General features: G+C 67.6%; 18 protein-coding genes. 12 read left to right on the top strand and 6 right to left on the bottom strand.

The genetic code is table 11. The features are described from left to right. The first annotated feature begins 15 nt into the window (after positions 1–15). Complete coding sequence (gene nrdR / locus ACZYRS_RS15450) at positions 16–459, top strand: transcriptional regulator NrdR (RefSeq protein WP_042580112.1); 444 nt, start codon at positions 16–18, stop codon at positions 457–459. A 28-nt stretch (positions 460–487) separates the two neighbouring features. Here nrdR and ACZYRS_RS15445 read toward each other — a convergent pair whose 3' ends face one another. From ACZYRS_RS15445 to pilV, 6 genes are all read right to left on the bottom strand, one after another. Further along, complete coding sequence (locus tag ACZYRS_RS15445; protein WP_463422492.1) at positions 488–1,045, bottom strand: GspH/FimT family pseudopilin; 558 nt, start codon at positions 1,043–1,045, stop codon at positions 488–490. Then, positions 1,042–1,461: a type IV pilin protein gene (locus ACZYRS_RS15440; RefSeq protein ID WP_463419956.1), complete on the bottom strand. Its 420-nt coding sequence runs from the start codon at positions 1,459–1,461 to the stop codon at positions 1,042–1,044. Before ACZYRS_RS15440 ends, ACZYRS_RS15445 begins: the two co-directional genes overlap by 4 nt. Continuing rightward, complete coding sequence (locus tag ACZYRS_RS15435; protein ID WP_463419955.1) at positions 1,458–5,201, bottom strand: pilus assembly protein; 3,744 nt, start codon at positions 5,199–5,201, stop codon at positions 1,458–1,460. Before ACZYRS_RS15435 ends, ACZYRS_RS15440 begins: the two co-directional genes overlap by 4 nt. 108 nt (positions 5,202–5,309) lie before the next feature. Further along, positions 5,310–5,969, bottom strand: a complete 660-nt coding sequence (locus tag ACZYRS_RS15430) for a pilus assembly PilX family protein (RefSeq protein ID WP_463419954.1) — start codon at positions 5,967–5,969, stop codon at positions 5,310–5,312. After that, entirely contained in the window at positions 5,966–6,922 is a 957-nt protein-coding gene (locus tag ACZYRS_RS15425) for a PilW family protein (RefSeq protein ID WP_463419953.1), read from the bottom strand. The genes ACZYRS_RS15430 and ACZYRS_RS15425 overlap by 4 nt, the downstream gene beginning before the upstream one ends. 4 nt (positions 6,923–6,926) lie before the next feature. Beyond that, positions 6,927–7,520 carry a type IV pilus modification protein PilV gene (gene pilV, locus ACZYRS_RS15420; RefSeq protein ID WP_463419952.1) on the bottom strand — a complete coding sequence of 198 codons (594 nt, stop codon included), beginning with the start codon at positions 7,518–7,520 and terminating at the stop codon, positions 6,927–6,929. A 170-nt stretch (positions 7,521–7,690) separates the two neighbouring features. Between pilV and ribD the strand changes: the two genes are divergently transcribed. The 11 genes from ribD to ACZYRS_RS15365 all read left to right on the top strand — a co-directional run bounded on the left by ribD (position 7,691) and on the right by ACZYRS_RS15365 (position 17,303). Then, entirely contained in the window at positions 7,691–8,818 is a 1,128-nt protein-coding gene (gene ribD / locus ACZYRS_RS15415) for a bifunctional diaminohydroxyphosphoribosylaminopyrimidine deaminase/5-amino-6-(5-phosphoribosylamino)uracil reductase RibD (RefSeq protein ID WP_463419951.1), read from the top strand. A 43-nt stretch (positions 8,819–8,861) separates the two neighbouring features. Further along, complete coding sequence (locus tag ACZYRS_RS15410; RefSeq protein ID WP_463419950.1) at positions 8,862–9,527, top strand: riboflavin synthase; 666 nt, start codon at positions 8,862–8,864, stop codon at positions 9,525–9,527. Continuing rightward, positions 9,524–10,681: a bifunctional 3,4-dihydroxy-2-butanone-4-phosphate synthase/GTP cyclohydrolase II gene (gene ribBA / locus ACZYRS_RS15405; protein WP_463419949.1), complete on the top strand. Its 1,158-nt coding sequence runs from the start codon at positions 9,524–9,526 to the stop codon at positions 10,679–10,681. Before ACZYRS_RS15410 ends, ribBA begins: the two co-directional genes overlap by 4 nt. A gap of 6 nt (positions 10,682–10,687) precedes the next feature. Next, positions 10,688–11,149, top strand: coding sequence for a 6,7-dimethyl-8-ribityllumazine synthase (ribH, locus tag ACZYRS_RS15400; RefSeq protein ID WP_198787413.1), 462 nt, complete (start codon positions 10,688–10,690; stop codon positions 11,147–11,149). Further along, on the top strand, positions 11,146–11,682 hold the full coding sequence (nusB, locus tag ACZYRS_RS15395) for a transcription antitermination factor NusB (protein WP_042580121.1): 537 nt from the start codon (positions 11,146–11,148) through the stop codon (positions 11,680–11,682). Before ribH ends, nusB begins: the two co-directional genes overlap by 4 nt. Beyond that, positions 11,679–12,875, top strand: a complete 1,197-nt coding sequence (locus tag ACZYRS_RS15390) for a pyridoxal phosphate-dependent aminotransferase (RefSeq protein ID WP_463419948.1) — start codon at positions 11,679–11,681, stop codon at positions 12,873–12,875. The genes nusB and ACZYRS_RS15390 overlap by 4 nt, the downstream gene beginning before the upstream one ends. A gap of 61 nt (positions 12,876–12,936) precedes the next feature. Further along, the gene (gene ybgC / locus ACZYRS_RS15385; RefSeq protein WP_463419947.1) at positions 12,937–13,395 is read left to right on the top strand and encodes a tol-pal system-associated acyl-CoA thioesterase; all 459 of its coding nucleotides are present in this window, start codon (positions 12,937–12,939) and stop codon (positions 13,393–13,395) included. Further along, positions 13,392–14,114 (top strand): protein TolQ, encoded by a 723-nt coding sequence (gene tolQ, locus ACZYRS_RS15380; RefSeq protein WP_093433360.1) that lies wholly within the window; start codon positions 13,392–13,394, stop codon positions 14,112–14,114. The genes ybgC and tolQ overlap by 4 nt, the downstream gene beginning before the upstream one ends. A gap of 14 nt (positions 14,115–14,128) precedes the next feature. Then, the gene (locus ACZYRS_RS15375; protein WP_463419946.1) at positions 14,129–14,566 is read left to right on the top strand and encodes an ExbD/TolR family protein; all 438 of its coding nucleotides are present in this window, start codon (positions 14,129–14,131) and stop codon (positions 14,564–14,566) included. A 3-nt stretch (positions 14,567–14,569) separates the two neighbouring features. Continuing rightward, a complete protein-coding gene (gene tolA / locus ACZYRS_RS15370) occupies positions 14,570–15,481 on the top strand; it encodes a cell envelope integrity protein TolA (protein ID WP_463419945.1) in 912 nt (303 codons plus the stop codon). Between the two features lie 91 nt (positions 15,482–15,572). Beyond that, on the top strand, positions 15,573–17,303 hold the full coding sequence (locus tag ACZYRS_RS15365) for a peptidoglycan D,D-transpeptidase FtsI family protein (RefSeq protein ID WP_463419944.1): 1,731 nt from the start codon (positions 15,573–15,575) through the stop codon (positions 17,301–17,303). Positions 17,304–17,351: the final 48 nt, after the last annotated feature.

Raw genomic sequence — 17,351 nt, 5'->3', positions numbered from 1 at the left:
TGACGAGACGACCGCATGAAATGCCCTTTTTGCGGTCATCTTGAAACGCAGGTCGTGGAGACCCGCGTTTCGGAAGACGCCGATTTCGTGCGCAGGCGCCGCCAGTGCAGCGCCTGCGACAAGCGCTTCACCACCTACGAGCGCCCCGACGTCAATTTCCCTGTGGTCGTGAAGAAGGACGGCAGCCGCGCCGACTTCGACTCGACCAAGGTGCGCGCCTCGATGATGCTGGCGCTGCGCAAGCGCCCGGTGAGCATCGAGCAGATCGACACCGCCCTCTTGCGCATCGAGCAGAAGCTCCTGGCCAGCGGCCTGCGCGAAATCGATTCGACCAAGGTCGGCGAACTCGTGATGCGCGAACTCAAGCGCCTGGACAAGGTGGCCTACGTGCGCTTTGCCTCGGTGTACCGCAGCTTCGAGGACGTGGACGAGTTCAGGCAGTTGCTGCGGGACATCTGATCCCCCACGTCCGGGCGGGCGCGTCTCCTCAATCGCCGCTTTCTCCTCCCCTGGCGCACGCGCCCGAGCCGCAATCGCCGCTCACATCCGGATTGCAGACCTTCGCCCGGCCCGACGCCGAGACGATGATCGACGCCCTGCGCCCGGTCTCGGCCTTCAGCGTCAGGCAGCCGGCGCTGAAGCCGGAGCGGCTTGTCTGGCGCGAGAAGCCGTTGCCGTCGTAGCGCAGGCCCTGCGCGAAGCCGGCCCCGAGCGTCGTGTCGACGCTCACGCCCTGCGGCAACTGCTCGAAGCGCCGCAGCGTCTGGCGCGATTCATCGTCCCCGGTCCGGACGATCCAGCCGCCGGACCAGTCGCTGCCCGCGAGCGCAGCCACCTCCACGGGCCTCGCGCGCTGGATGGCCTCCATGCGTGCCAGGCTCAACGCAGAATTGAAGCCTTGCGCGGCGCTCGCGAGACGCTGGTTGAGCAGCATGTCGCGAAAGCTCGGCGCGCCGACCGCAGCCAGCACCGCCACGATGGCCACGACCACCATCAGCTCGATCAAGGTGAAGCCGGGCGACGACGCGCCTTCGCCGCCCTTCATTGCCAGCACCTTCCCGCGTCCGTCCCATCGCAGCCCTTGCCGCCCGTGCTGTCCACCCAGAGATTGCCGACCTGCGGATCGGAGAAACCGGCCTTCAGCGTGGCCGTCAGCCGGAGGCAGCTGTCGATGCTCCCCTTTCCTTCGCAATTGCCGCTCTCGACCGTGTACTTGCCGCCTGCGCCGCCGATTCCTGAGTCTGCCGAATCGCCCAGGTAGCGCCGGTACCGCCCGACCTGCGTATAGAGGCGCTCCTGCTCCTGCATCTGTTGCATCAGCGCGGAGCGCCCCTCGCTGCGCCAGCCCTTGCGCACGAAATCCATGTACGACGGATAGGAGATGGCCGCCAGGATCGCGGCGATGGCCACCACGATCAGCATCTCGATCAATGTGAATCCGCGAAACGCCGCGTGCTTCATTTTTTCGCTCCCTGGTAGTCGACGACTTCTCGCCAGTTCAGGCGCCCACCGGTCTGGACCATCTTGCCGTCGCCGGCAGGCTGGGCGGTCGAGATGCCGCCGCCCCGACCTCCCGGCGCATCTCGCGCGCCGATGCTGACGATGCCCAGGCGCTTGGTTTCAGACCGCCGCCCGAAGGCATCGGTCGCGCCGAAGCCAGCCATGCCCAGTTGCACCAGATGCGGCGTGCCCAGCATGCCGACGCTCGAGGGCATGCAGGTGCCGGCCTGCGAGAGCCCTGTCATCGCGTTCACCGCGCAACTGCGGCCGCCGCCATCGGCGCTGCAGGCGTCGGCGTTGGGGATCAGCGTGTTGAAAAACAGCTGTCCATCGCTGAGCACCGGCTGGAAGACCAGCCGCTCGCCCTGCTCGAGCCCCGCCGGCAAGTCGAAATACCAGCCGCGCCGGGCGTTCGTCTTGCGATCGAACGCGCCGTAGACAAAGGGATCGCCCGTGCCGGGCGGGAATGCCTGCCCGGCGACGGGCGTGGCCTTTCGCGGCTGAAGCTGCGTGCGCGCTTCGCCCGCAGGAATCGCAACGCCGTTGTCGTACACGCCATACATCGTCTGCACGCCGCGGCTCGATCTGCCGAGGTCTTCGGGGCTTGCGAACTTGCCCGTGCCGAAGAGCACGATCGCGCCGCCATCCGGCCCCACGCCGACCTCCGGCGCGACCGTGATGGGCTGGCGCTTCGCATTCGCGCCGCTGCCCGACGTAGCAACCATCACGAGCGAGCCCTTCACTCCCAGCGCGTTGCCGTTGCCCCATGGTGTGCCGCCCGTAAAGTCGAATTTCCACAGGTTGCCCTGCGTATCGCCGGCGTAGAGGAAGCGCGTGGCCCCGTCCGCTGCCGCGTAATCACCTGGTGTGCTCAGCGCATTCACGATGGTCTTGTCCTTCGGCGCGGTCAGGACGATCTTGTAGTAGTTGAGGTTCTCCTTCCAAGCTTCGCTTGCGGGCTTGTCGAGCGAGAGCAGGAACAACGCGGCGCGCCCGTCCTTGTTGGCGTTGTTGAAACCCGAAGGAACGACAGCGAACCAGCCGTAAGTCGCAGCATCCGTCTTCGTGGCTGCGGCCGTGCGGAACTTCATGATGCGTGGCGCCTGGGTCACGTACCCCATGTCGGGGTCGTACGCGCCATTGAACTCCCACAGCGCCTTGTCGGCGGAGAAGTCCGCGGGTTCGGTCACGTCGAGCGCGAAGACGCCGGTGCCGCCGCCACCATTGCCGGAGACCAGCACGCTCTTCCACGCGCCGTTCGCCATCCGGGCTTCGCCAATGACGGGCGTTCCATCGACGTAGCTCCGGTGCACGTAGTCCGGAGAGGCGTAAGCAGCCAGTCTGGCGAACATGATCCGCGGCACGTAGGCGAAGAGTTCCTTGCCGGTGCGAGCCTCGAAGGCGTGCAGCATGCCGTCATTGGCGCCGACGTACACCGCGTGCGGCCGGCCGCGATGGGCGGCCAGGAACTTGTCGTAGCCGGTCTCGTGGATCGCAAGGCTCGGCGCGCCCACGTAGACCGGATTGGAATTGGTCACATCCCCCATGACCGAATCGCGCACGCGGAAGATGCCTTGCGGCGCGGACTGCTCCTTTCGCCGATCTCCACGCAGATAGGCCAACCGCTCGGCGCCGAGGCCATCGGACGATTCAGGCACGGCATACGGCGTCGCGCTCAGCCATCTGCGCAGCCCGTCATCGAGCGCCGCCCATTCGAACGGCGTGCCGACGCCCGCCGTCGAGAGCGTGAAGATGCGCCGGCCCGCAATGTCCCGCGCGGCCACGGGCGGGATGGCGTTCGGATTGCCGGTCAGCAATTCACCGGCATCCCAATCGGGTTTCTCCAGCTTGTGCGCAGCGCCGTTCGCCACATCGGCGCCGAACGGATACGACAGCAGCGTGCCCGACCAGCGGCGGCCATCGAACCGCGGCACGTAGAGGCTGACACCGGCGTCCGTGATCGTTCCCGACGACATGGCGCTGCCTGCCGTGATGCCGCCCCGCGGCACGTCGGCGCGCAGGAAGACCCGTCGAATGGCTGTGGTCAACTGAGACGGATCGCCAGCCAGGAAATAGTTGGCAGGCTTGGGCTGGTTGTCGGCATCGAGGCCCTCGGCCCATTCGGAACCGCCACCCGACGCACGAAACGGATTGCCGTCGTCGTTGCTGTCGGCAAAGCCGCCGTACTTCGCGGCCAGATAGAAGACGCTGCCACGTTGCTTCTGCCCGATGGCGCTCTCGCCGCCCTGCCCCATGTCGATGGCGAAGGTCTGCACCCGCAGGTCGGGATGGTCGCTGCGGATCTTTTGCGTGCGAGCCCAGTACGCGAGGCCCGCTATTCCAAACGAACCCTTGTCTGCGCCTGTTTCGATGGCTGCGATATTGGCGGAGGTCAGCGGTGTTCCGCCTTTGTAGTTGAGCGCCCTGGGCCCCTCGTTGCCGCTCGTGGTGAGGCCCGCCTTTCCTGAAGGGTGCGTGAAAGAAAGCGACTCCTTGTTCTCGAAGCCACCGACGAGGCCCGTCCAATAGGCCGTGTCCGGCTCGTAGGCCGCATTGTTGAAACTCCGGTCGAAGTCGCCGATCGAGGCGCCCTTCGACATGCCGGGAAGCGAACGGTCGTAATGGGTCTCGGCATCGCCGATCACCAGGATGTCGTTCCGCTGGCAACTGGCGGCGATAGGGTCCGCGTGACTGCGAGCGCTCTGCGTGCCGGCCACGGCGTCGGGCGTCGGCGCCTTGCCTTGCAGGTAGCGCAGCGACTCGTAGTAGAGCTCGCCCGCCGGGTCGAACAACCGGTAGGCGCCTTGCTTGCCGCCGTTGCGTCCAAGGCGGTTGATGGCCCCGACGACACCGATGCCTTCGGGGCTGTCGGCCTTGAACACGCCCGTCACCGCATCCCACTCCGTCTGCGCGTTGTCCACGCTGTCGAACGTCGCATCGACCTTCTTCGTCCCGGCGTGCTTCATCGGCGCGCGCAGGACGCCGCCGTAGCGCGCGGGATCGTCGTCCGGCAGATAGCCAAAGACCGAGAACTTCATCCGCCCGGCGTAGCGCTGGATGCTGCCCACTGGCTTGGAGTTGCCGTCCGGATACGGAGCGCACAACGACGGGCGCGCCGACGCGTCGGCCGGCGTGCATACCTCGACGCGCGCCAGGAAAGTCGTGCCGCCCGGCTCCGCGCAGGTGCCGCCACCGGTCGGCCCGACGGCGACGCGGTCCAGGCAGTTGCCGAAATGCAGCGTGCCGGTCGCGAGCACGCCATCGCGGCCCGTGGTGACCAACGGCGTCAGTTTGTCGAGGCTCCCGGTCACGGTCTTGTCGGGAAACTGGGCGCTGCGATGGAAATCTTCCGGCAGCACCGCGCGTTGCAGCACCGTTCGGCCCGGCTCGTCGATCACGCGATCGCCACCGGTCAATGCAATGCGCACTCCGTCGAGCGACGATGAGGCCGCCCAGTTCAGCAGATTGCCGCTCCATTGGTTGACGCAGGCAATGGCGCCCCCATCCGGCTTCGTTGCCGTGGCCGAGCGCTTGAAATAACCGTCGCCCGCCGCGTAGCTGTAGCAACCCATCGGGTCCCAGTAGCCGCCGTAGGTTTTCTTCGCGTCGAAGCCGTCGCGGTACGCCGCGCCCGCGTTCGCGCGCTTCAGCGAAAGATCGATCACCACCCCGGGATCGACGCGCGATGCCAGCGAAAACATCGGCTCGCTCGGAAGCACCGCGTCAGGTGGAAGGACTGTCGTCGCGGCGTGGGCGCAAGAGACGGCGCAGGCCAGCGCCGCGCAAAATCGAAGAGAGCGCATGCAGGTTCAGTCTTGAGGAAGGCAGCCAGGACTGACCGCCGGTTTGTACAAATTGGTCTGCAGCACGACCTGCGTCTCGTCGCGCATGCCGTAGCCGATGGCGGTGACGCGAAAGAGGTAGCTGGCGTCCTGGGCGCTCGCGCTCTGCAGCGCATTGGCCTGCCAACCGCCGCGGTTGCGAACGGCTTCCACGATGTAGCGCGGTGCCCGGGAAGGCAACGCGCCCGCTCGCATTCCCGTGGCGGCGTCGCCGCTGAAGTAGGTCTGCCCGGTGAAGGTGCCGTAAGCAACGGACCGCCCGCTGTCGGTTGAAAGGTCGACGGACATCCACGCCGGATCGGTGCCCGGTTCGGCGGGTGCGCACAGCCCCTGCTGCTTGCCGGCGCCGCCGCATCCTTCGAAGAAGCCAGTCACGTCCTGGCGATTGAAAAGACAGAGCCGCTGCCGCGTGTCGTCGTTGGGGCCGAGCACATCGGTTTCGGCGTCGATGAGGGCGGCTTCGGCGGCCTGGAACGCCACCTCGGTGTCGCGGTCGTTGCGGGCGCTGCGTTCGTTGACCAGCGAGACCTGCGCCGCACCGACGCCCAGCACGGTGGCCACGACAAGAATCAGCAGCACGACGATCAACGAGAAGCCCCGCTGCGGTGAACGACAGCGCGGGCTCATGGCGCGCGTCCCTTCATCGGATTGCGCAGCATGACCGTGAAGGTCGCAACGCGACGCAGCCTGCCGTCCGCTGGCGGCCTGAAACTCAGCTCGGAGAAATCGGTTCCCAGCGGATAGAGCACCTCCTCCGCCTCCTGGGCAGCACCTCGGGGGCGCGCGCTGCGCGCCACCATGCCGATGCGCAGCCCGACGACCTTGCGCCATTCGTCGGCGACCTTGTCTTCCGACGCGGCCATGGCCTCGAGCTGGGAGGCGTCCAGCCACTGCTCGGGAACGCCGTCGCCATCGGCGTCGTGACCGTAGACGACCTTGAACACCTCGATGCCGCGCGCCAAGGGCTGCGCCTGGAACGGGCCATTCTTCGAAGCGCGGTATTTGCAATAGAGCTCGGGTTCCTTGTCCGCGGCTTCGGCGACGTAGAAGAAGCTCCAGGCGCGGTCGGCGGACACCGGCTTGTCCGCCGAGGGCCCGGGCTGGGCGAAACCCATGCAATCGATCATTGCGCCGTCGGGGTCGGTGCCATCGCCGCCCGGACGGCTGCGGCCGAAAAAGCGGACCCGCAGGGAATCGCTTGCGTTGACACCGCGGGTGCCGTGCGCGCCGTAGCTGTCGCCGACGCCGCTGACGCGCGTATCGCTCGCGCCCACGATGTCGAGGTCCATCGGGTCGTTCGACGGTGCCGGCATGTTCGTGCCGCTTGCGGCTGTTGCCGCACCGTCGGGGCTCTGGTAGTCCGGCGCATAGTCGGCATAGCCGGCCTGCCGCGCGACGGTCCGCACGACGAAGCCCGCGAACCTCAGCGACTCTTCCACGGCCTGCGCGTCGGCGTCGACCGTGAACAACCGCTGGCTGCCGATGAACGCGGCCGTGGCCGCGAGAACGACGACCAGCGCGATGGCCATGGCGACCAGCAGCTCGACCAGCGTCACGCCGCGCTGACGTGCGTGGCCCATGGGATCAGGAACCGGCCTGGCCATCGTGTGCCTGCCCCGCGACCAGTTGCATCACCAGACGCGGCGGCGCCGCCGGCTGCACCTTCGCGCTTCGCATCGTGCGAGGCGTCCAGCCGAGCTTCACGACCAAGGTGTGGCCCGTCTTGCTGCACGCCCATGTGTATTCGTCCGCCGCCGCATTCCAGGGCGCCTCGTCGAAGCACACGCTCAGGCGCGCATCGGGCAGGGCCTTGGCGATGCGGCGCTTCCACTCGCCCATGTCCCATAGCGCGAGGTCGGCCGCGCTGCAGGCCGCGCCGGACGCCACGCAGGCACTGCCGACGGAGGCTGCATCCGGTGCAGCACCTTCCCGCCAGTCCTCGACAAGGTACGCATTGGCCGCATCGTTGCGCGCGGCCACGCCCTTGTTCATGCGCGCCTTCTCCGACAACTCGCGCGCCAGGTTGAGCGCCGCCGTGAACGTGGCCGTCTCATTGCCGGTGCGCACCGACGCCAGCAGCATGCCGACCATGCCGAGCAGTCCCACGCTCAGCACGACGATGGAAACCAATACCTCCACGAGCGAAAAGCCCGCGGCCCGATGCTTCTTTGAAGCCATGTTCGATGTCCTCCCTGATCTGCTGCAACTTGTGTTGCTTCTTTATTCCCGCCATCGAACTTCGAGCGTAGAGGCCGCTTGCGACGGCACGCGCACCGTTCATCCCCATCGGGATGCCGCTCGTATGATCGAAACGCACCGGTGTTAAATTTTTCCGTTCATCTCATCCCATGTCCTCACACGAACAAGATGCGCAGCACATCGCGACGGCATTGCGCCTCGCTGCCGATGCGCTGCTGCTGACCGATCCGAACCCGCGCGTCGGCTGCGTGCTGTGCGATGCCGAAGGGCGCGTGCTGGGCCAGGGGCACACGCAGAAGGCCGGTGGTCCGCATGCGGAGGTGATGGCGCTGCGCGATGCGGCGGCGCGGGGTCATTCGGTCGAAGGCACGACGGCCTACGTCACGCTGGAGCCCTGCTCGCACCATGGCCGCACGGGCCCCTGCTGCGATGCGTTGATTGCAGCCGGCATCGGGCGGGTCGTGGCCTCGCTGGCCGATCCGAACCCGCTGGTCGCGGGCCAGGGCTTCGAGCGCTTGCGCGCGGCGGGCGTCGAGGTCGAAGTCGGCCCGGGCGCCGCCGAATCGCGCGAACTCAACATCGGCTTCTTCAGCCGCATGGTGCGCACGACGCCGTGGGTGCGGCTCAAGGTGGCGGCTTCGCTCGACGGCAAGACGGGCCTCGAAAACGGCGTGAGCCAGTGGATTACCGCCGAAGCCGCGCGCGCCGACGGCCATGCCTGGCGCGCCCGCGCGAGCGCCGTGCTCACGGGCGTGGGCACCGTGCTCGAAGACAACCCGCGCCTGGATGTGCGCCTGGTCGAGACGCCGCGCCAGCCGCATCTCGTGGTGGTCGACAGCCGCCTCCAGACGCCGCCCGACGCTCACATATTCATAGCAGGCCGTCCCATCTGGATCTATGCGGCCGTGCGGGACGAAGCCAAGGCCGCCGCGCTCGAGGCCCGCGGCGCCACCATCACCTGCCTGGCGAACGCCGACGGCAAGGTCGATCTGGGCGCGATGCTGAAGGACCTGGCGGCGCGCGGCGTCAACGAATTGCATGTCGAGTCGGGCCACAAGCTCAACGGCTCGCTGCTGCGCGAAGGCTGCGTCGACGAGCTGCTGGTGTACATGGCCCCCAAGCTGATCGGCCCCGGCCTGGACATCGCGAGCCACCTCCATGCGGACGGCCCGCTCACCTCGCTGGCGGGCGTTCTGCCCCTGGAATTCAAGTCCGTGGACATGCTCGGCCCCGACCTGCGCATCGTGGCCCGGGTGGCGGGAAGGGACGGGTTCTAGCGTTTGCCCCGAACGGCCCCCCGTTCTCTGCGAAAATGTGCGAATGTTCACCGGAATCATCACCGGCGTGGGGCGCATCGCCGCCATCCACGACCTCGGCACCTCCTCCTCCTACGGCAAAAGACTCAGCATTGCGGTGCCTGACGGCTATCTCGACGACGTCGGGCTGGGCGACAGCATCGCGCTGAACGGCGCCTGCATGACCGTCACCACGCTCGCCCCCGAGCAGCAGTTGTTCACCATCGATATCTCCGCCGAATCCCTCGACAAGACTGCGGGCCTGACCGACGAGGGCAGCCGCATCAACCTCGAGAAGGCCCTGCGCGCGAGCGACCGCCTGGGCGGCCACATCGTCTCGGGCCATGTGGACGGCATCGGCACGGTGAGCTTCTTCGAGCCGGTCGGCGAGAGCTGGGAGCTGCGCGTGGTCGCACCGCCGGCGCTGGCCCGCTTCCTGGCCTACAAGGGCTCGATCACCATCAACGGCGTGAGCCTCACGGTCAACAGCGTGAAGGACATCGAAGACGGCGCCGAGGTCAGCATCAACCTGATCCCGCACACCGTGGACAACACCTCCCTCGGCGGCTTGAAAGCCGGCTCGAAGGTCAATCTCGAAATCGATACCGTGGCGCGCTACGTGGAGCGGATGCTCCAGGCCGGCGTCCTGGTCCCGCAGACCGCTACGTATTCCAAGGACACCGCCGAATGAACGCCTCCGTCACGCCCATCGGCGCCGCCCCCAGCGCCGTGCGCGCCCCCGCCCCGATCGCCTCGGTCGAAGAAATCGTGGCCGAGCTGGCCGCGGGCCGCATGGTCATCCTGGTGGACGAGGAAGACCGCGAGAACGAAGGCGACATCGTCATCGCGGCCGACCACATCACGGCCGAATCCATCAATTTCATGGCGCGCCATGCACGCGGCCTCATCTGCCTGACGCTCTCGCGCGAGATGTGCGAGCGGCTGCAACTGCCGCCGATGGTCCAGCGCAACGGCGCCAAGCATTCGACCGCCTTCACCGTCTCCATCGAGGCGGCCGAAGGCGTCACCACCGGCATCTCGGCGGCCGACCGCGCCCGCACCGTGCAGGCGGCCGTCGCGCCCAACGCCGTGGCGGCCGACCTGGTGCAGCCCGGCCACATCTTCCCGCTGCAGGCGGTGGATGGCGGCGTGCTGATGCGCGCCGGCCATACCGAAGCCGGCTGCGACCTGGCCGCCATGGCCGGCTGCTCGCCCGCCTCGGTGATCTGCGAGGTGATGAATGAGGACGGCACGATGGCGCGCCTGCCAGACCTGCAGATCTTCGCGGCCGAGCACGGCATCAAGATCGGCACCATCGCCGCGCTCATCGAGCACCGAAGCCGCACCGAATCGCTGGTCGAGAAGGTCGGCTGCCGCGAGATTCAAACCGCCTGGGGCGCCTTCACCGCCCACGCCTTCACCGACAAGCCCAGCCGCGGCGTGCACCTGGCACTGGTGCGCGGCACCTGGACGCCCGAGGACACGGTCTCGGTGCGCGTGCACGAGCCGCTCTCGGTGCTCGACGCGCTGGAGATCAACCGCTCGCTGCATTCGTGGAGCCTGGACGCCAGCCTCTCGCACATCGCGACCGAGGGCAAGGGCGTGGCCGTGCTGCTGAACTGCGGCGAGACCGCGGGCGAGCTGCTCGCGCAATTCGACGGCACCGCGCGCCCCGCACAAGCGCCCGAGCGCGGCCGCATGGACCTGCGCAGCTACGGCATCGGCGCGCAGATCCTGCGCGAATGCGGCGTGCACAAGATGAACCTGCTGGGCACGCCACGTCGCATGCCGAGCATGGCCGCAGGCTACGGCCTGGAGATTGCCGGCTACCTCACGAAAGACTGAAAGACCATGCAAGGTTCAAACAAGGGCCAGACGGCGCTCAACGGCAAGGGCCTGCGCATCGGCATCGTGCAGGCGCGCTTCAACGCCGACATCACCGACGCACTGGCATCTGCCTGCCTGGCCGAGCTCGAATCGCTCGGCGTGGCCGCGGCCGACATCCATCATGTGAAGGTGCCCGGCGCCCTCGAAGTGCCCGTGGCGCTGCAGGCGCTGGCCGAGCGCGGCGGCTACCACGCGCTGGTCGCGCTGGGCTGCATCATCCGCGGCGAGACCTACCACTTCGAACTGGTGGCCAACGAATCGGGCGCGAGCGTGAGCCGCATCGCGCTCGATTACCGCCTTCCCATCGCCAACGCGATCCTCACCACCGAAAACCTCGAGCAGGCCGTTGCGCGGCAGACCGACAAGGGCCGCGATGCAGCCCAGGTCGCCGTCGAAATGGCGCAACTGCTGGCCACCCTTTCATGACCGAAGACACCACCAAGGCAGGCGGCGCCAAGCCCCGCCAGTCGCGCACGGGCCTCACCAGCACCGGCGCACGCAAGGCTTCGGCCAAGTCCAACCGCAGCCGCGCGCGCGAGTTCGCGCTGCAGGCGCTCTACCAGCACCTGGTGGGCCGCAACGACCCGACCGACATCGACCACTTCACGCGCGACCTGGCGGGCTTTCACAAGGCCGACGCCGCGCACTACGACGCGCTGCTGCACGGCTCCATCGACAACGCCGAGCAGCTCGACGCGCTGATCCGTCCGCTGCTGGACCGCAAGTTCGAGGAGATCTCGCCGATCGAGCACGCCGTGATGTGGATCGGCGTGTACGAATTCCAGAACTGCCCCGACGTGCCGTGGCGCGTGGTGCTCAACGAATGCATCGAGCTCGCCAAGGAATTCGGCGGCACCGACGGCCACAAGTACGTGAACGCCGTGCTCAACGGCCTGGCGCCGCAATTCCGGCCGCTCGAGGTGGAAGCCGACCGCGCTTCCGGCAAGGCGAAGGCATGAGGATCTCGACGCGCGCGGAGCGCATCGAGCCCTTCTATGTGATGGAGGTGGCGAAGGCTGCGGGTGCGTTGGCGCGCGAAGTGGCGCACACCGACCGGCCGATGATCTTCCTGAACATCGGCGAGCCCGATTTCACCGCGCCCCCGCTGGTGCAGGAAGCCGCCCTTCGCGCCGTGCGCGCCGGCGCCACGCAGTACACGCAGGCCACGGGCCTGGACCACCTGCGCGAACGCATCAGCGGCTGGTACCGCGAGCGCTTCGACGTCGACGTGCCCGCTCGCCGCATCGTGGTGACGGCCGGCGCCTCGGCCGCCTTGCAGCTGGCCTGCCTCGCGCTGATCGAATCGGGCGACGAGATCCTGCTGCCCGACCCGAGCTATCCCTGCAACCGCCACTTCGTGAGCGCTGCGGACGGCAAGGCGGTGCTCATCCCGACGACGGCCGAGGAGCGCTTCCAGCTCACCGCCGCCAAGGTCGAGGCCGCCTGGACCGACAAGACCCGCGGCGTGCTGCTCGCCTCGCCGTCCAACCCGACCGGCACCTCGATCGCGCCCGACGAACTGCGCCGCATCCACGAGGTGGTCTCGCAGCGCGGCGGCATCACGCTGATCGACGAAATCTACCTGGGCCTCTCTTACGACGACGCCTTCGGGCAGACGGCGCTGGCGATCGACGACAACGTCATCAGCATCAACAGCTTCAGCAAGTACTTCAACATGACCGGCTGGCGCCTGGGCTGGCTGGTGGTGCCCGAGGTGCTGGTGCCGGTGGTCGAGCGGCTGGCGCAGAACCTCTTCATCTGCGCGAGCACGGTGTCGCAGTACGCCGCGCTCGCCTGCTTCGAGGCCGAGAGCATCGCCGAGTACGAACGCCGCCGCGCCGAATTCAAGGCGCGCCGCGACTGGTTCATTCCGCAATTGAACGCCCTGGGCCTGAACGTGCCTGTGGTGCCCGACGGCGCCTTCTATGCGTGGGCCGACTGCACAAGCTTTGCCGAGAAGCTCGGCATCTCGGGCAGCTGGGACTTCGCCTTCGAGACCATGAAGCGCGCCCATGTCGCCGTCACGCCAGGGCGCGACTTCGGCACGGCCGAGACGGCGAAGTTCGTGCGCTTCTCCACCGCGAGCTCGATGGAACACCTGAAGGAATCGGTCGAGCGCCTGCGGGCGATGGCCGAGAACCGGGCTTCATGAGCGCCGCGCCGCGCCGCCCCAAGCCAGCTCGCGCCAGAGGGCAACGCACGGAGGCGTGCCGGTGAGCTACGCGTTCCCGATCCGCGTCTATTGGGAAGACACCGACGCCGGCGGCATCGTGTTCTACGCCAACTACCTGAAGTTCATGGAGCGCGGGCGCACCGAGTGGCTGCGCTCCCTGGGCATCGCGCAGCGCAAGCTGCGCGAAGAAACCGGCGGCCAGTTCGTGGTGAGCGAAACGCAGCTCAAATACCATCGGCCCTCGCGCCTGGACGACGAACTGCTGGTGACCGCCGATGTCCAACAATTGGGCACCGCGTCATTGATAATCAGACAGCAAGTGCTATCAAAAACAGAGCAAGAGCGAACCGGTGCCCCGGAACCGGTCTTGCTGTGCGAAGGCACGATCCGCATCGGGTGGGTGGATGCCGCCACATTGCGCCCCACACGCATACCGCCCCAGGTTTCGGGAACCCTCGAGCACTACGGCGGCTCCATGACTCAACCTTTCAAGCCATGAACCAAGATCTTTCCATCATCAACCTCCTGCTCCACGCCAGTTTCGTGGTGCAACTGGTCGTGCTGCTGCTCGTGATCGTCTCGATCGCCAGCTGGGCCGCGATCATCCGCAAGTACTTCGCGCTGCGGCGCATGCGCGCCCTGAACGACGACTTCGAGCGCGAGTTCTGGTCGGGCACCAGCCTGAACGAGCTGTTCGCCTCGGCCGCGCAGAACGCCAAGTTCGCGGGCCCCATGGAGCGCATCTTCGCCTCCGGCATGCGCGAATATCAGAAGCTGCGCGAGCGCCACGTGAGCGATCCCGCCACGCTGCTGGACGGCGCCCGCCGCGCGATGCGCGCGAGCTTCCAGCGCGAGCTGGACGCGGCCGAGCAGAACCTCTCGTTCCTGGCCACCGTCGGCTCGGTCTCGCCCTACGTGGGCCTCTTCGGCACGGTCTGGGGGATCATGCATGCGTTCACGGGCCTGGCCGCCTTGGCGCAGGTGACGCTCGCCACCGTGGCGCCCGGCATCGCCGAAGCGCTGGTGGCCACGGCCATCGGCCTTTTCGCGGCGATTCCCGCGGTGGTCGGCTACAACCGCTTCGCCCGCGAGATCGACAAGATCGCCATCGCCCTGGAGACCTACATCGAGGAGTTCTCCAACATCCTGCAGCGCAACCTCTCGGCCAACCCGGGCGCCGCCGCAGCAGCCACCACGGTGGCTCCGGCCAACCGTTGAACGGATAGCAGCGCATGCCCGCCGTTTCATCCCGGGGCCGAGGACGCCGCACGATCAACGAGATCAACATGGTCCCGTTCATCGACGTGATGCTGGTGCTCCTGATCATCTTCATGGTCACCGCGCCGCTCATCACGCCCAGCGTGATCAACCTGCCTTCGGTCGATCGCGCCAACAAGCAGCCCAACAAGCCGATCGAGATCGTCATCAAGAGCGACGACGAAGTGCAGATCAAGAAGGACCCGTCCACCGGCACCGGCGGCACGTCGATTCCCATGACGCAGATCGGCGCGGCCGCCAAGCAGGCCCAGGGCGGCGACGCCGAGCGCCCGGTGGTCATCAGCGCCGACAAGACGGTGAAGTACGAAACCGTCGTGAAGGCGATGAACCAGCTCAAGCGCAGCGGCATCGAGCGCGTGGGGCTGTCGGTCACGACCACGGGCGGCAAATAAGGCATGTCGCTCGCACTGGATCGCCCCGAGTTCGCGCCCCCGCCGCAACGCGGCACGCCGCGCGCCGTGGTGCTCGCCCTCATCGCGCATGCGTTGCTGATCGCGGCGCTGACGTGGGGCGTGCGCTGGCGCAGCGACGCCGACGAAGGCGCCGTCGATGCGGAGCTGTGGTCGTCCACGGTGCAACAGGCCGCGCCGCGCCTGTCCGCACCGGAGGCGCCGACGCCCGCTCCCGCGCCGCCCCCGCCTGCGCCCACGCCGCCACCGCCTCCTGCCGCAAAGGCCCCCGAGCCCGCGCCCGCCCCCAAGGCCCCTGACATCGCCCTGGAGCGCGAGAAGAAGCTCAAGGAGCAGAAGGAACAGAAAGAGCGCGAGCTCGAGCAGCAGCAACAGCAAAAGAAGAAAGAGCTCGAAGCCAAACAGCGCGCCGAGGACGAGGCCCAGCGCAAGAAGGAACAGCAGCAAAAGCTCGCCGACCAGAAAAAGCAGCAGGAAGCCGACGCCAAGCAGGTCGAAGCCAAGAAGGCCGAGGCTGCCGCCAAGCAGGCCGCGGCCGATCGCGCGGCGACGCTCAAGCGCATGCAAGGTCTTGCGGGCGCGAGCGGTGCCGACGACGCCAAGGGCAATGCGCTGCGCTCCTCGGGCCCATCGAGCGGCTATGCCGGGCGCATCGCCGCGGCGGTCAGGCCCAACATCACCTTCGACAACAGCACCGTGGACGGCAACCCCGCCGCCGAGTTCGCAGTGAACCTCGCGCCCGACGGCACCATCGTCGGCGTGAAGCTCACCCGATCGAGCGGTTTGCCGGCCTGGGACGAAGCCGCCGAACGCGGCCTGCACAAGACCGAAAAAGTGCCGCGCGACATCGACGGGCGCATTTTTCCGTCACTCATCGTGACGCTGCGTCCCAAGTAGATTCGGTTCAGCGCGCATCTAACGCGCAGCTAAGAAAACGAGGGCCTTCCGGGTGACGGACACGTCACCCGGAACTCGATAATCGGGACGCATGAATCCCAATGGCCGAATCCGCTACGGCAGCAGTCCGCTCCTCGCAAGTCCCACCCCCGTCTGGCGCAGCAAGTTCATCGTGGCCAGCATCGCCTTCGGCTTCGTGCTGCTGGCCGGCCGGGCCGCCTACGTACAGGTCTTCAACCACGACTTCTTCCAGCACCAGGGCGAGGTGCGCTACCAGCGCACGCTGGAGCTGCCCGCGAACCGCGGGCGCATCCTCGACCGCAACGGGCTGATCCTCGCCTCCGACATCCCGGCGCCCAGCATCTGGGCCATTCCCGAGGACATCGAGCGCGACGACCCCGCCGTGCAGGCCAAGTTGAAGCAGGCCGCCAGGCTGCTCGGCATGCCGCAGAAGGAGTTCGACAAGAAGCTCGAGGACGAGGACAAGAGCTTCGTCTGGATCAAGCGCCAGGTCGACACCGCCGTCGGCAAGCAGATCACCGATCTCGGCATCAAGGGCCTGTACCTGCGCCGCGACTACCGGCGCCAGTACCCCGAAGGCGAGGCGGCCGCGCACCTGGCCGGCTTCACCAACGTCGAGGACATCGGGCAGGAAGGCGTGGAGCTCGCCTTCAACAGCGAGCTGGCCGGCAAGGCGGGCTCGCGCCACGTGATCAAGGATCGCCTGGGCCACATCGTGGAGGACACCGAAGACCAGGTGCCGCCGACCGACGGCCACGACATCCAGCTGAGCATCGACGACCGCGTGCAGTTCACCGCGTACGAGAAGATCCGCGACGCGGTGGTTGCCAACAAGGCGCGGGCGGGCAGCGTGGTGGTGGTCGATGCCCAGACGGGCGAGCTGCTCGCCATGGCCAACTACCCGAGCTACGACCCGAACGACCGCCGCAATCTCACCGGCGAGCAGCTGCGCAACCGCGCGATGACCGACGTGTTCGAGCCGGGCTCCACGATGAAGCCGATCACCATCGCCACCGCGCTGCAGCTGGGCCGCGTGACGCCGCAGACCATCATCGACACCAACCCGGGCCGCGTCACCGTGACCGGCGCCACCATCCACGACGACGAGAACTTCGGCGTGCTCACCGTTCAGGGCGTGATCCAGAAATCGAGCAACGTGGGCGCCACCAAGATCTCGCAGCGCATGACGGCGCAGGAGATGTGGAACTCGTTCACCTCGCTGGGCCTCGGCCAGAAGCCGCAGACGCCCTTCCCCGGCGCGGTGACCGGGCGCCTTCGGCCCTGGAAGTCGTGGCGGCCGATCGAGCAGGCCACCATGTCGTACGGCTACGGCCTGTCGGCGTCGCTGTTCCAGATCGCGCACGCCTACACGGCCTTCGCGCACAACGGCGAGGTCATTCCGGTGGGCCTCCTCAAAAGCACCGACACCGATCCGCCCGGCGTGCAGGTGTTCTCGCCGCAGGTCGCGAGCGAGGTGCGCAAGATGATGCACCTGGCCGCCGCGCCCGGCGGCACCGCGCCGCTCGCGCAGACCGAGGGCTACTCGGTGGGCGGCAAGACCGGCACCGCGCACAAGCAGGTCGGCAAGGGCTATGCGAGCAACAAGTACCGCGCCTGGTACACCGGCATGTCGCCGATCGACAAGCCCCGCATCATCGTCGCGGTGATGATCGACGAGCCCGGCGCGGGCAAGTACTTCGGCGGCCTGGTCGCGGCGCCCGTGTTCAGCCAGGTGGTGCAGCAGACGCTGCGCATCCTGAACGTGCTGCCCGACCTGCCGGTGGCGTCGATGGCGCACTGATGGGGCATTGATGGCTCATGGGGGCCACCCCGCTCGTTTAGGATCGTC

The organism is Variovorax sp. AC194, assembly GCF_979257995.1.
This window is presented reverse-complemented; position numbering and strand designations above follow the sequence as displayed.

Excerpts from the sequence above, each read along its gene's own strand:
- nrdR (WP_042580112.1), top strand. The coding sequence starts at position 16 with ATGAAATGCCCTTTTTGCGGTCATCTTGAAACGCAGGTCGTGGAGACC.
- pilV (WP_463419952.1), bottom strand. The coding sequence starts at position 7,520 with ATGGCTTCAAAGAAGCATCGGGCCGCGGGCTTTTCGCTCGTGGAGGTA.
- ACZYRS_RS15440 (WP_463419956.1), bottom strand. The coding sequence starts at position 1,461 with ATGAAGCACGCGGCGTTTCGCGGATTCACATTGATCGAGATGCTGATC.
- ACZYRS_RS15430 (WP_463419954.1), bottom strand. The coding sequence starts at position 5,969 with ATGAGCCCGCGCTGTCGTTCACCGCAGCGGGGCTTCTCGTTGATCGTC.
- ACZYRS_RS15390 (WP_463419948.1), top strand. The coding sequence starts at position 11,679 with ATGAGGATCTCGACGCGCGCGGAGCGCATCGAGCCCTTCTATGTGATG.
- ribH (WP_198787413.1), top strand. The coding sequence starts at position 10,688 with ATGCAAGGTTCAAACAAGGGCCAGACGGCGCTCAACGGCAAGGGCCTG.
- ACZYRS_RS15425 (WP_463419953.1), bottom strand. The coding sequence starts at position 6,922 with ATGGGCCACGCACGTCAGCGCGGCGTGACGCTGGTCGAGCTGCTGGTC.
- tolA (WP_463419945.1), top strand. The coding sequence starts at position 14,570 with ATGTCGCTCGCACTGGATCGCCCCGAGTTCGCGCCCCCGCCGCAACGC.
- ACZYRS_RS15375 (WP_463419946.1), top strand. The coding sequence starts at position 14,129 with ATGCCCGCCGTTTCATCCCGGGGCCGAGGACGCCGCACGATCAACGAG.
- nusB (WP_042580121.1), top strand. The coding sequence starts at position 11,146 with ATGACCGAAGACACCACCAAGGCAGGCGGCGCCAAGCCCCGCCAGTCG.
- ACZYRS_RS15365 (WP_463419944.1), top strand. The coding sequence starts at position 15,573 with ATGAATCCCAATGGCCGAATCCGCTACGGCAGCAGTCCGCTCCTCGCA.
- tolQ (WP_093433360.1), top strand. The coding sequence starts at position 13,392 with ATGAACCAAGATCTTTCCATCATCAACCTCCTGCTCCACGCCAGTTTC.
- ribD (WP_463419951.1), top strand. The coding sequence starts at position 7,691 with ATGTCCTCACACGAACAAGATGCGCAGCACATCGCGACGGCATTGCGC.
- ribBA (WP_463419949.1), top strand. The coding sequence starts at position 9,524 with ATGAACGCCTCCGTCACGCCCATCGGCGCCGCCCCCAGCGCCGTGCGC.
- ACZYRS_RS15410 (WP_463419950.1), top strand. The coding sequence starts at position 8,862 with ATGTTCACCGGAATCATCACCGGCGTGGGGCGCATCGCCGCCATCCAC.
- ACZYRS_RS15445 (WP_463422492.1), bottom strand. The coding sequence starts at position 1,045 with ATGAAGGGCGGCGAAGGCGCGTCGTCGCCCGGCTTCACCTTGATCGAG.
- ACZYRS_RS15435 (WP_463419955.1), bottom strand. The coding sequence starts at position 5,201 with ATGTTTTCGCTGGCATCGCGCGTCGATCCCGGGGTGGTGATCGATCTT.